At 68.9% G+C, this 12,589-nt stretch carries 10 protein-coding genes; 4 read left to right on the forward strand and 6 right to left on the reverse strand.

All coding sequences use genetic code 11. The features are described from left to right. Nucleotides 1-158: 158 nt before the first annotated feature. Together M1L58_RS08305 and M1L58_RS08310 are read right to left on the reverse strand one after the other, a co-directional pair. Nucleotides 159-2,204, reverse strand: a complete 2,046-nt coding sequence (locus M1L58_RS08305; RefSeq protein WP_248658529.1) for a CocE/NonD family hydrolase — start codon at nucleotides 2,202-2,204, stop codon at nucleotides 159-161. Between the two features lie 324 nt (nucleotides 2,205-2,528). Continuing rightward, a complete protein-coding gene (locus tag M1L58_RS08310; protein WP_374112680.1) occupies nucleotides 2,529-3,206 on the reverse strand; it encodes a YqgE/AlgH family protein in 678 nt (225 codons plus the stop codon). An 82-nt stretch (nucleotides 3,207-3,288) separates the two neighbouring features. Here M1L58_RS08310 and M1L58_RS08315 point away from each other — a divergent pair, with 82 nt between their 5' ends. Continuing rightward, entirely contained in the window at nucleotides 3,289-4,620 is a 1,332-nt protein-coding gene (locus M1L58_RS08315) for an MFS transporter (RefSeq protein WP_248658530.1), read from the forward strand. Here M1L58_RS08315 and M1L58_RS08320 read toward each other — a convergent pair. Further along, nucleotides 4,601-5,146, reverse strand: a complete 546-nt coding sequence (locus M1L58_RS08320; protein WP_248658531.1) for a hypothetical protein — start codon at nucleotides 5,144-5,146, stop codon at nucleotides 4,601-4,603. The genes M1L58_RS08315 and M1L58_RS08320 overlap by 20 nt on opposite strands. 104 nt (nucleotides 5,147-5,250) lie before the next feature. Here M1L58_RS08320 and M1L58_RS08325 point away from each other — a divergent pair, with 104 nt between their 5' ends. Continuing rightward, nucleotides 5,251-6,342, forward strand: a complete 1,092-nt coding sequence (locus M1L58_RS08325; RefSeq protein ID WP_248658532.1) for an aminotransferase class V-fold PLP-dependent enzyme — start codon at nucleotides 5,251-5,253, stop codon at nucleotides 6,340-6,342. Between the two features lie 258 nt (nucleotides 6,343-6,600). On the opposite strand, the gene M1L58_RS08330 is transcribed toward M1L58_RS08325, so the two are convergent. Both M1L58_RS08330 and M1L58_RS08335 read right to left on the reverse strand, forming a co-directional pair. Next, the gene (locus M1L58_RS08330) at nucleotides 6,601-8,139 is read right to left on the reverse strand and encodes a glycerol-3-phosphate dehydrogenase/oxidase (protein WP_248658533.1); all 1,539 of its coding nucleotides are present in this window, start codon (nucleotides 8,137-8,139) and stop codon (nucleotides 6,601-6,603) included. 13 nt (nucleotides 8,140-8,152) lie between these two features. Beyond that, the gene (locus tag M1L58_RS08335) at nucleotides 8,153-8,734 is read right to left on the reverse strand and encodes a TetR/AcrR family transcriptional regulator (protein ID WP_006868494.1); all 582 of its coding nucleotides are present in this window, start codon (nucleotides 8,732-8,734) and stop codon (nucleotides 8,153-8,155) included. 48 nt (nucleotides 8,735-8,782) lie between these two features. Between M1L58_RS08335 and M1L58_RS08340 the strand changes: the two genes are divergently transcribed. Continuing rightward, nucleotides 8,783-9,697: a diacylglycerol/lipid kinase family protein gene (locus M1L58_RS08340; protein ID WP_248658534.1), complete on the forward strand. Its 915-nt coding sequence runs from the start codon at nucleotides 8,783-8,785 to the stop codon at nucleotides 9,695-9,697. Nucleotides 9,698-9,710: 13 nt separating this feature from the next. Here M1L58_RS08340 and M1L58_RS08345 read toward each other — a convergent pair whose 3' ends face one another. After that, nucleotides 9,711-11,153 carry a CCA tRNA nucleotidyltransferase gene (locus M1L58_RS08345; RefSeq protein WP_308221801.1) on the reverse strand — a complete coding sequence of 481 codons (1,443 nt, stop codon included), beginning with the start codon at nucleotides 11,151-11,153 and terminating at the stop codon, nucleotides 9,711-9,713. A gap of 227 nt (nucleotides 11,154-11,380) precedes the next feature. On the opposite strand from M1L58_RS08345, the gene M1L58_RS08350 reads away from it, so the two are divergent. Next, nucleotides 11,381-12,574, forward strand: a complete 1,194-nt coding sequence (locus M1L58_RS08350) for an NUDIX hydrolase (RefSeq protein ID WP_248658536.1) — start codon at nucleotides 11,381-11,383, stop codon at nucleotides 12,572-12,574. Nucleotides 12,575-12,589: the final 15 nt, after the last annotated feature.

Genomic DNA, 12,589 nt, shown 5'->3' on the forward strand with positions numbered 1-12,589 from the left:
GGCATCGTAGTCGGCGAAACCGCGCCCCCGCACAGATCGCACACGCTGGAGCCGTCGACCAAGAAGTCGACGGCTCCAGCTGTGTCGTCAGTGTGTCGGCCCGTCTCAGATCGACTGTCGCCGAGCGCCTCTCGCCGTGTCAGTCACCGATTGGCGTGTCAGTCACCGATTGGTGTCGACAGCGGCAGGTTCACGAAGCTCGGACGGTTCGGGTCGAGCTGGATGTGCTGTGCCTTCAGACCGGACTCGTTCAGCAACGGCCGCAATGGGAGACCACGCGGGAAGTTCATCGCGAACACGTCGACCCGCAGGCGGTGGCCCGGCTTCACGATCGCCTCGGTGGGCAACAGCCCGATGTCGACGCTCACCGGGCGTCCCGGTGCGACGCGCTGCCGTGTCGACAGGGTGAGGTTGTAGAACGGGTCGATCACGTCGCCGTTCGGTGCGAACTGTGATGCCGCACGGTCGTACCCGCGCAGCGACGACACCACCTGCCCGGAGGTGATGACCTTCGACGTGCCGTCCGGGGCGACGTCGTTGAGGGTGGCCGTCCAGTACCCGTCCGTGGCGTCGAGCACGGTGTTCAGCCGGACATTCGAGTAACCGGACACGCTGCGGGTCGTCGTCAGCGGGGGAGTGGTGAACGACAGTGCGGCGCGTTCGGAGATCCGGGCGTCGTCGGAGCAGCCCGGGAAGATCGCCAGCGCGCCGGCCATCTGCTGCGCGGCGTCGCGGGAACACACCGGTGCGAGGCCGGGGGCGATGGTCATGCGGGCGCGCGACTGCGGCGCCGTGGGGGTCAGGCTGCCGTCGCGCACCGCGTACGGGGCAGTGCCGCTACGACGGTCGCTCAGGTACAGACGCTGGCGTTCCATCCCCGCTCGCGGGAACTGCTGTGCGGTGATCCATGAGTCGCCGACCTGCTTGAGATTCACCGGACCGTAGGAGTCGATGCCGTTGTCGATTCCCTTGAGCCACTTGTCGAACCACGCCTTCTGCAGGACGTCGAGCCGCGGCGGTGTGCCGGCCCGTCCCTGCTGGCCGCCACCGATGGTGAGGTGGTAGCCGTCGCCCATGATGAGCTGCTTCTTGCCCGGGGGCAGCGGGATCTTGTTGTACATGCGGACTTCGGAGTTGGTGAACAGGTCGAACCAACCGCCGTAGATGAACGTCGGCGTGGTGATCTTCTCGGCGCGGTCGAGCCAGGCCGTGCGCGGCCCGGAATCGGTCTCCAGCAACTCCTTGAGCTCCGGCGGCACCGACGCGATGTCGGGGGTGAAGAGGCCGGCGAGGAGCTGCGGGTAGAAGGTGAGCGGATCGGCGATCCGGTCGGCCAGCCACTTCCAGTCGAACGTGCCGTTCAGCATCGACGCCACGTTCGGAACCATCTTGGTGGTGTTGACCAGGGTCAGCCACAAGGGGAGGAAGCCGACGCCGAGTGCGCCACCGGGCGCGACGATGTCGCGGATGAGATCACCGCCCGGTTCGACCGGGAAGATCGCCTTGAGCGCCTTCGGGTTCTTGTTGGCGGCCTGGATCTGGTTGATCGCCGAGTAGGAGACACCCGACATGCCGACCTTGCCGTTGGACCACCGCTGCTTCGACGCCCAGTCGATGACCTCGACGGTGTCACGCTGCTCGCGGTCCTGGAAGACATCCCACTTGCCCTGGGAGAAACCGGTGCCGCGCACGTCGACGACGACCTGCGTGTAACCGCTGCGGACGAGGTCGAAGTCGACGAGGAAGGTCTTCGCGCCGCCGTCACGGATGGTGTGGGCGATGTCGTTGATCCCGTCGATCGGGGTGCCCGACAGATTGATCGACCGGGCGAGTTGCAGAAGGAACGGTTCGAGCACCGGATGCTGGGTGACCGCGGAACCGATCGAGCTGACCAGCTTGGTGTACGGGGTCATGTTGACGATGACCGGCGTCTTCGTCGACGTCGGGCGTTCGCGGGCGTCGGCGGGCCGGTAGACGTTCGCCCGCAGGACGGTGCCGTCGCTCATCCGGATCGGCACGTCCCAGCTGACGTTCACACCGGCATAGGGTTGCGGGCCGTCGTGGCTCGCGGCCCACCGCGCTGCCGCCGACCCTCCCGTCGGTCCGCTCGGTGCGGCGCCCGCGACGACGGTCGGCGCGACCAGCACCGCGACGAGTGCGATCACCCCCGCCAGCAGACGAACACTCTTCGACGACCCGCCCATACACACCCCCGCGTGTGATTCGCCGCGCTGACGGCTGAGCGTCGTCGCGGCGATACCTGATCAAGCGATCACAACTTAGCATCGGGGGTGAGGTAGGTCACCCGTGGTGGTTCTCAATTGCTTCGGGCGGGGTCGAGGAGCTCGGGTCACGGGGCCTTCGTGGCTCGTCGCTGGCGCTCCTCGCACCTCAGGCAGCAGGCGGGGACCGCCGTGCGCTCCTCGCACCTCAGGCAGCAGGCGGGGACCGCCGTGCGCTCCTCGCACCTCAGGCAGCAGGCGGGGACCGCCGTGCGCTCCTCGCACCTCAGGGAGCAGGGGTACAGCTCAGTTGAGGCTGAGATCGATCGGGTGCGTCGCGAGAAGCGGCATCGGCCACGGCTGCCGGCGGAGGATGTCGAACCAGACGTCGACGCCGGGCGGGGCGAGCAGGTCCCGGGGGAGCGCCGAGGCGAGCATCCAGCTGTCCTGCTCGAGTTCGTCGTCGAGCTGACCGATTCCCCATCCGCTGTAACCGGCGAAGATGCGCACTCCTTCGAGCACCTCGGACAGCGACTCGGGGTCGGCGTCGAGATCGACGAGGACAACCCGACCGTCGACGGGTCGGAGGGCGGGATGGTCGTCGACGTCGAAGCCGTGCTTCATCACGCCGAGGCACAGGGCGGCGTCCTGCTTGACCGGACCGCCGACGTAGAGGGCGCGAGGCGAGGCCGCGATGTCGGTCCACTGCGGCAGCAGGTTGTGCACCGCGGTCTGGCTCATGCGGTTGAGGATGACGCCGAGACTGCCGGCCTCGTTGTGTTCGATGACGTAGATGACCGTGCGCGCGAAGGTCGGTTCGATGAGATCGGTCGACGCGATCAGGGCGGTGCCGGGACGGACACGGTGGGTGGGATCGGCATCCCACGGGACACCGGGCATGCGGCCACTGTCACCGCTGCCCGCCGAGGGATCCCCGGGGCGGAATTCCGGTGTGGGATCGTCTGCGTCGTCACCGCCGGCCACTCAGCCATCATCGCACGCCCGTCGAGTCCCGGGGTCGGCACAGCCGAGGGAGCTCACCCCGTCGGTGAGTACGCTTGAACGGGTGAACAGCACCGAGGTGAGCCACCGCCGCGGGTGGTCGGTGTTCCTCGATTCGCTCCGTCACTCACCGGGTCTGGGACGGTTGCTGTTCGTCCGTCTCTCGAGTCAGGTCACGGACGGGATCTTCCAGGCGGCACTCGTCGGGAGCATCCTCTTCAACCCCGAACGCCACGCGGATCCACTGGCCGTCGCGGGCGGTCTCGCGGTGCTGCTGCTGCCCTATTCGCTCATCGGCCCGTTCGCCGGGGCGTTGCTCGATCACTGGGACCGACGCAATGTGCTGCTCTACGCGAACCTGTTGCGCGGCGCCATCATCGGACTCGTCGCGATCGCGGTCGCATCCGGTGCACCCGACCTCGTGGTGCTGATCTCGGCGCTCGCCGCCACGGGCGCGAGTCGGTTCGTGGCCGCAGGTCTGTCCGCCGGGCTCCCGCACGTGGCCAAACGCGAGGTGATCGTGGCCATCAACGCGTTGTTCACGACGCTCGGCGGCGCGATGCTCAGCGTCGGCCTCGGTATCACGCTGGGCCTGCGAGCCATCTTCGGCGACGACAACTCGGGCAGTGCCCTCACCATGCTGGCCGGCATCGTGCTGGCCGTCGTGTCCGGCGGTCTCGCACACGGATTCCGGCCGCTGCAACTGGGCCCCGACGAACCCGACGATCCGGGGAAGTCGGCGTTCCATGCCGTCTCGGTCGGCCTGTGGCACGGCGCCCGGGCGGTCGCGACCCACAAGACGGTGGCGGCCGCATTGTCGGCCATCGGCGCCCACCGCCTGGTGTTCGGCATGAACACCCTCATGATCCTCGTGCTGACCCGGCAGATGGGACCGGGCGACGGGCTCGATCGCGTCAGCCTCGTCGTCGGCTTCACCGGAGCCGGCGCCCTCCTCGCCGCAGTGGTCACCCCGCTCGCGGTGGCACGCGTCGGGCGGTACGTGACCCTGATGTGCGCGCTGGGCGTCGGAGCCGTCGCCGAGGTGACCGTCCTGGGGTTCCACTTCGCGGTGATCTGCGGGTCGGCCTTCGTGCTCGGCCTGATCGGTCAGGTCGCCAAGCTGTGCGGCGACGTCGCAATGCAGGTCGACGTCGGCGACGCGGTACGCGGTCAGGTCTTCTCCGTGCAGGACGCGGTCTTCAACATCGCCTACGTCGGCGCGGTCACCGTGGCGGCGCTGGCTATCCCCGTCGACGGTCATGCCACCGTGCTCGTCGTCCTCGGTGTGGTCATTTACCTGGTCGGCATGGTGACGGTCCGCGCCTTGTACAACCGCGCCGAGGTGACCGGCGAACCCGCCGCCGGACAGCAGGCGGTCACCGACCCCGCCGCGTGAACCGCGGATCGCGCTTCTCGTAGGCCGCGTCGGCCACCCCGTCCCCGTTCAGGTCCACGAGCACCGTGTCCGACACTCCGTCCCCGTCGGCGTCGACATACAGACACTCGACCGTGATCCGACCTCCCTTCTCCGCACCCACCAGCTCGATGTCGGTGACCCCGTCCCCGTCGAGATCGAGGTTCAGGGCTCTCTCGCCCGACCCGTCGCCGGGCGCGGGGGAACGGGCGTCGGACGCGGTGGGTTCGACACCGGCGGTGGGGTCGACGGCCCGGTCCCACAAACCGGCACCGGAGTCGCGATAGAAGGCATCCGGCTCGCCGTCGTCGTCGGTGTCGAGCGCCGCCACGTCGGCGATGCCATCGGCGTCGGTGTCCCACATCGCGTCGTCCCGACGGCCGTCACCGTCGAAGTCGAGGCTGACCGCGTCGGGCCCGGAATCGCCGAGAACGGCGTCGGCAGGGGAGGACCAGCGGGTCGTCGAACCATCGCCGGGCCCGAAGAAATACTCGATCACCGGGTCCATGCGTTCTTGGACGCATGGACCACCCCGGGCGGTTCCATCGATCCCATGCCACATCGCCCCCGGCGTGTGACCGGGACCGTCCGTACCCGGTAGGTTGAGGCCCTATGTACGTCAGCGACCTCGGCGAGCAATGGCATGCAGCGCGGCTGAAACCCGCCCTCGCGCATCTCGACTCCGCATCCGCCGGACGGTCGTCGTACGGCGTGATCGGTGCGATGACCGCCCATCTGTGGCGTGAGACCGAACGCGGCTCCTATGTGGCCGCCGACGACCGTGCCGAGGAAATCGCCCGCGACACACGCAATCTGGCCGCCCTGATCGGGCACACCCCGGACGAGATCATCTTCCGCGAGAGCGCCCGCGCGGCCCTGCGTGCCCTGCTCACCAACTGGAGTCTCCCCGTCACCTCGACGGTGTGGGTGGCGAAGAACGAGTTCGGCCCCAACCTCGAGGAGTTCGAACGTCGCGGTTACGCCGTCCGCACGATGCCCGACGCCGACGTCTACGGCCACGTCGACACCGATGCACTCGAGAACATGCTGCAGTTCGAGCAGCCCGACTTCATCCACATCTGCCACATCGGGTCGATGTCGGGTGCGGTTCAGCCGGTCGCGCGGATCGTCGAACTCGCCCACCGCGTCGGCGTGCCGGTGGTCGTCGACATGGCCCAGTCGGTCGGACATGTACCCACCGTGACCGGCGCCGACGTCGTCTACGGCACCAGCCGCAAATGGCTGACCGGCCCGCGCGGTGTGGGGTTCGTCGCGGTACGCCGAGACTCCCTGCGACCGGTCGAGATCGACGGATCCGACGCGTTCATCGCCGGCCGACTCGGCCTCGGCATCGCAGTTCGCGAGCTGCTCGACATCGGGCAGCAGCGGGTCTTCCGCGAACTGGCAACGATCGGCAGGGTCACCCGCGAGCGGCTGCACGGCATCGCGAGCTGGGAGGTCGTCGAACCGCTCGACGAGCCGTCGGCGATCGTCACCCTCGCGCCGCCGCCCGGGTGGCAGTTCGAGGACGTCACCGCCGCGCGGGAGAAGCTGCTCTCCCTCGGCCTCCTGGTCACCGCGGCCGACACCTGGCGCGCACCCCTGGCGACCGAGACCCCGGTCCTACGCCTCAGCCCGCATCTCGACGTGCAGCGCGAAGACCTCGACCGTCTCGCAGATGCATTGCGCACCATGGGTTACTGAGGGTTTCGATACGGCTCGTCGCTGCGCTCCTCGCCTGCTCAACCGGCGGTGGGGGGTTTCGATACGGCTCGTCGCTTCGCTCCTCGCCTACTCAACCGGCGGTGGGGGGTTTCGATACGGCTCGTCGCTGCGCTCCTCGCCTACTCAACCGGCGGTGGGGGGTTTCGATACGGCTCGTCGCTGCGCTCCTCGCCTACTCAACCGTCGGTAAGGGGCCCGTCGCCCACTCAACCGGCGGTAAGAGGCCCCGTCGCCCACTCAACCGGCAGTGGGAAGCACCTGCGTCACGATCTTCTCGATCTCCGGTCGGGCCAGATCGGCGTCCCGCTGGACCAGGCCGATGCGTGTCCGCCGATGTAGGACGTCGTCGACGTCGACCGCGCCTTCGTGGGTGACCGCGAACTCGATCTCGGCGCGGGTGACGTCGATGCCGGGGGCGATCGGATCCAGTGGCCGGTCCACCGTGGCCGTCTCGACAACCGTCGGGGCCTCCCCGCCGAAACGCGCCACCAGTGACGCCGGGAGACCCTGTTCACGTTGGTCGCGCAAGGCTCCGACCAGCGCGGTCGTGGTGGTGACGCATTCACCCGCGGTCAGATCGGTGGTGGCCAGCGCGGCGTCGACCGCGTCCTCGGCCATTCGCCGATAGGTCGTGAGCTTGCCGCCGAGCACGGTCACCAGTCCATCACCGCGAACCCGGATGTGGTGCCGGCGCGAGACATCGGCGAGGCCGTCGGACTCGGCACCGGCGGTGCCGCGCTCATCGACGAGCGGCCGCAGACCGGCGTAGACGCCGATGATGTCGGAGCGGTCGAGGGACCGGGTCAGCGCGGGGTTGATCGCGTCGAGCAGGAAGTCGATCTCGGAGTCGTCGGGGGTGGGGACATCGGGGATCGCTCCGGGCGCCGCGACGTCGGTGATCCCGATGTAGACCCGACCCAACTGTGCGGGCAACGCGAAGACGAACCGGGACAACGACTTTCCGACCGGAACGGTCAACGCGGCGGTCGGGTTGCCCAGGGTCGCCGCATCGACGACGAGGTGTGTTCCGCGGCTGGGCTGGACGGCGATCGAGTCGTCGACCGAGCCGGACCAGACACCGGTGGCGTTCACGACCATCCGCGCGCCGACGTCGAAGCTCTCGCCCGTGAACACATCGGTGAGCGTGGCGCCGCGACCGTCGACCCGGTCGGCGCGGGTGTACGTACAGATCAATGCGCCGTAGGCGGCTGCGGTGCGCGCCACGGCGACGACGAGCCGCGCGTCGTCGATCAGCTGCCCGTCGGTGGTCGAGATCCCGCCGCGGAGTCCGACCGGTGACAGCGTCGGGCAGCGGCCCAGGGTCTCCATGACCGACAACCGCGACGGCGGAGGCAACAACGCGCTCGGCGTTCCGGCGTTGCGGCGCAACAGATCCGCCGCACGCATCCCGACGCGCAGCACCGAGCTCTGCCGTTCGCCGCGGTCGGGGAGGATCTGCCGGAGCGGTGATATCAGGTGCGGTGCAATGGATGTCATCAGGTGATGGCGTTCGACGGCGCTCTCCCGGGCGATCCGGAGGTCGCCCTTGGCGAGGTACCGGAGGCCACCGTGGACGAGCTTGCTGCTCCACCGGGAGGTACCGGTGGCCAGGTCGCCCTGCTCGACGAGAGCGACGCGCAGGCCACGGGTGGCGGCATCGAGAGCGACTCCGACGCCGGTGATCCCACCGCCGACCACCAGCAGATCGAGAGGCGCGGCACTCGACGCCATCGACTCGAGCGCGCGACTGCGGGTCCGAACGGACAATGTGGCCATCAGATGGACCCCTTCATGGCGTCGGTCGCAGGTAGCCGACGATGACGTCGTGGAGTTCGGTTCTCCAGCCCTCGGCGAGGATGTCCGACACCAACGCCCCCGACTGCAGGAAACTCTGCGCGATCAGCAGGACCATCGACGCCATCCGCTTGGCGTCACCGGTCCGCACCTGCCTGCGCCCCTGTCCCTGGGCCAGCATGTCCGCCAGCAGCGCGAGCACACCCTGCTGACTGGTGCCGAGGCGTTCGAAGACGTAGGGCGCCATGAAGTCCCGCTGCTCGCGCCACAGCGAGGAGATCAGGTCGCTGTCGCGCAAAGCCCCGACCACCGTCACCACCTGGTCGGCCAGTGCGTCGAGGTCCTGCGGCTCGCCGCGCTCACCGAGCACGTGGTCGACGATGGTGAGAACCTCGCGGGTGAGCAGGTCCCGGATGATCTCGGCGATGTCGGGCCAGCGTCGATAGACGGTGGGTCGACTCACCCCGGCCTGGCGGGCGACCTCGGAGACGGTCACCTTGCGGCCGCCGCTACGCAGCAGGCAGACCCGCGCCGCGTCCAGAACGAGATCCCCGATCTCCTCGTTACGGATTGACATGATGTGTAACACTGTAACGGATCACACAATCGGCGGGGGGCCGACCAGATGACCATCCGACACGTCACCATCGTTGCCAGTCCGTACGCACGTCACGGAGCCGGTCTACACGTGGCACAGGACGCCGCCGACCTCCTGAAGGCACAGAACGTCGGGGTCGAGATCATCGTCGGCGAGGACATGGCCGATGCCGCGGACCTGGCCGGCAAGGCCGCCCGCGGCGACACCGACGTGCTGGCCATCGCAGGCGGCGACGGCACCATCCGGCTCGCGGTCGAGGCCAGCATCGGTTCGGGCAAGCCCCTCGCCGTCATCCCCGCCGGCAGCGGCAACGACTTCGCCCGCAACCTGCACATCCCGCTCGAGACCGCCGACGCCGTCCAGGTGATCCTCGACGGCCACCGACGGCCCGTCGACCTGGGCCGCGTCAGCTTCCCCGACGGCCGGACCGCTCTGTTCGGGACGGTCGCCGCCACCGGCTTCGACGCCGCGGTGACCGCCCGCGCCATCGACATGCGCTGGCCCAGGGGACAGGCGCGCTACACGATCGCCGCACTGTTCGAGCTCATCGCCTTGCGTTCGCGGCACTACCAGGTGCGCGTCGACGACGAGACCGCCGAGGCCGACCTCATCTTCGCTGCCATCGGGAACACCACCTCGTACGGCGGCGGCATGAGGATCACCCCGAAGGCATCGGTGTCCGACGGACAGCTCGACGTCACCCTCGCGAAGAATCCGCCGCGGTTCGCCCGGCCGACGCTCGCCCGCGTCTTCCCGAAGGTGTTCACCGGAACGCACATCGACCATCCGCTGGTGCAGACGATGCGCGGCGCCGAGGTCGAGCTCTACTGCGATCCGCCGGCGCTGGTGTCCGTCGACGGCGATCTCGTCGGTGAACTGCCCGCGGTGTTCGAAGCCGTCCCGCATGCCATCGAGGTGTTCACCCCTCCGACGCCGAGCTGACCGGTCCTCGCGCCTACTTCTCCCCGCGCGCTGCCCACCACTCCCGGAGTGCCTGTTCGGCCTCCTCGTGGCTGAGCGGACCGCGGTCCAGCCGCAGTTCCTTCAGGTACCGCCAGGCCTGGCCGACGATCGGCCCGGGCGGCACACCGAGCATCTCCATGATTGCGTTGCCGTCGAGGTCGGGTCGGACCTTCTCCAGGTCCTCGGCTTCCTTGAGCGCCGCGATCCGCTGCTCGAGGTTGTCGTAGTTCTGCTGCAACCGGCGGGCTCGTCGCTTGTTGCGCGTCGTGCAGTCGGCCCGCACCAGCTTGTTCAACCGGTCGAGCAGCGGACCGGCGTCGTTGACATAGCGCCGCACGGCCGAATCGGTCCAGGCGCCGTCGCCGTACCCATGGAACCGCAGATGCAGGAACACCAGGTCCGCGACGTCGGACACAACGGCCTTCGGGTACTTCAGCGCCCGCATCCGCTTGCGCACCATCTTGGCGCCGACCACCTCGTGGTGGTGGAAGCTGACCCCGCCGCCGGGTTCGTGGCGTCGGGTCGCGGGCTTGCCGATGTCGTGCAGCAGTGCCGCCCAGCGCAGCACGAGGTCGGGGTCGCCCTCCTCGAGGTCGATCGCCTGCTTCAGCACGGTCAGCGAATGCTGGTAGACGTCCTTGTGCTGGTGGTGCTCGTCGATGGTGAGCTTCATCCCGGGGATCTCGGGCATCACCCGCTCGGCCAGACCGGTCTCGACCATCGCGTCGATCGCGTCCAGGGGGAACTCCCCGCAGATGAGCTTGTCCAGCTCCGCGCGGACACGTTCGGCGGTGATGCGGTCGATCTCGCCGTTCATCTCGGTGATCGCCTGCCACACGCGCGGCGCGAGCCGGAATCCGAGCTGGGAGATGAAGCGGACGGCCCGCAGCATGCGCAGCGGATCGTCGCCGAAGGACTGCTCCGGGGTCGCCGGGGTGTCGATGACCCCCGCCAGCAACGCGGACATACCGTCGAGCGGATCGCAGAAGTCCTCGGCACCCTTCGCACCGATGCGTACGGCCATCGCGTTGACGGTGAAGTCGCGGCGGATCAGGTCGTCGTCGAGGGTCTCGCCAAAGGTGACCTCGGGATTCCGGCTGACCTGGTCGTAGCTGTCGGCTCGGAAGGTGGTGATCTCGATCTGGTGCTCACCCTTGCGGATGCCGACCGTGCCGAACTCGATGCCGACATCCCAGAAGGCGTCGGCCCATCCCTTGAGCAGGCGGGACACCTCTTCGGGACGGGCATCGGTGGTGAAGTCCAAGTCGTTGCCCAGCCGGCCCAGAACCGCATCGCGCACCGAGCCGCCGACCAGATACAACTCATGACCGGCCGACGCGAACAGCTCCCCGAGGGGAGCCAGGACGTCGTCGAGCTCCCGGAGCGCTATCGCCGCGGCAGCCAGCAGGCGCGTCTTGCGGTCCGGATCCGACACCGTCGGCCGTACATCCGACGGAGAAGAGTCATTCACGGCTTGCCACCCTACCGTCGTCGCCCGCGGCTTCGACGCCGTGGAGGAGCCCGGACCACGGGCCCAGTCGCGGCCACCTGTCGATATCCGTCGTACACCCTGTCCGCGCATCCCGTTGCCGGTGTCGACATCCTCCGCGCACTACGAGGCGTCCGGGCAAACTGCAGGTGACCAGCCGCTAGCATCGTGGAGTGTCCACCGATTCCTCGACCAACCCTTCAGACGTCAGCGACGTCTCGTCGGGTTCGCATGGGGACGGCGGCGGACAAGCAGGTCAGAACCCAGCCGGTCAGGGGCGTCGCACACGACGCGGCCGCCGGCGTCGAGGTGGTCGCAAGGGCGAGGGTCGCGGAACCACCTCGCACAACAGCGGCGGTCACGCCGCAGCCGGCCACAAGCAGTCCGGTTCCAAGCAGAACGGGCCCAAACAGAACGGCCACAAACCGGGCACCCACAAGCAGCACAACCCCGCCACGTCACCGGCGCCGTCGACCGGGCGGCCCACGCCGAACGATCTCGTCCGCGCCCGTACCGCCGATCCCGCCTGCCCCGACCCCGTCGAGGCCGAGCCGGTGGAGAAGCTCCCCGTCGACCCCGACCGTGCCCGTCCGAAGGTGACGCCGCCGAAGCCCTCCGACATGGCCACGGTCACGGCGACCATCACCACCAAGGGCCTGTCCCAGGCGACGGGCAAGGCCGGCAAGGGCCGACGCCGCTCCGCACGGCCGGACCGCACCGCCGACCGGTCCAGCGACCGCACCGCCACCGACAAGCTCCGGACCGTGCGGGAGACCTCCGCCGGTGGACTCGTCATCTCCGACCTCGGTCTGCCCATCGACGAACTGTCCGCCGCACTGATCGGCCGGGTGGATCGCCGCGGCCGGATGATGTGGTCGCTGCCCAAGGGTCACATCGAGACCGGTGAGACCGCCGAGCAGACCGCGATCCGCGAGGTCGAGGAGGAGACCGGGATCCTGGGCACGGTCGTCGCACCGCTGGGCAAGATCGACTACTGGTTCGTGAGCGAGGGTCGCCGCATCCACAAGACCGTGCACCACTACCTTCTGCGTTGTGTCGGCGGTGAATTGTCCGATGCCGACTACGAAGTCAGCGAGGTGGCCTGGGTGCCGTTGCACGAGTTGCCGCGTCGCCTCACGTACTCTGACGAGCGACGACTCGCCCGGATGGCCCGTGGTGTGATCGCCGATCTCGCCGCCGACCCGACCCGACTCGCCCAGTCCGAGGCCGACAGCATTCGCACCGAACCCAACGCCTATGAGAAAGCCGCCGCAGCGCGCAATCAGCGCCGCAACGAGCCCCTGCCCCCGGCTCGTCCGCGCCGGCGACGACGCCGTCCCCGACGGCCCGCGGCCGGCGATGGCTGAGGCGCGCCTGTTGCC

This window comes from Gordonia sp. C13, from assembly GCF_023218005.1.
GTDB lineage: Bacteria > Actinomycetota > Actinomycetes > Mycobacteriales > Mycobacteriaceae > Gordonia > Gordonia namibiensis.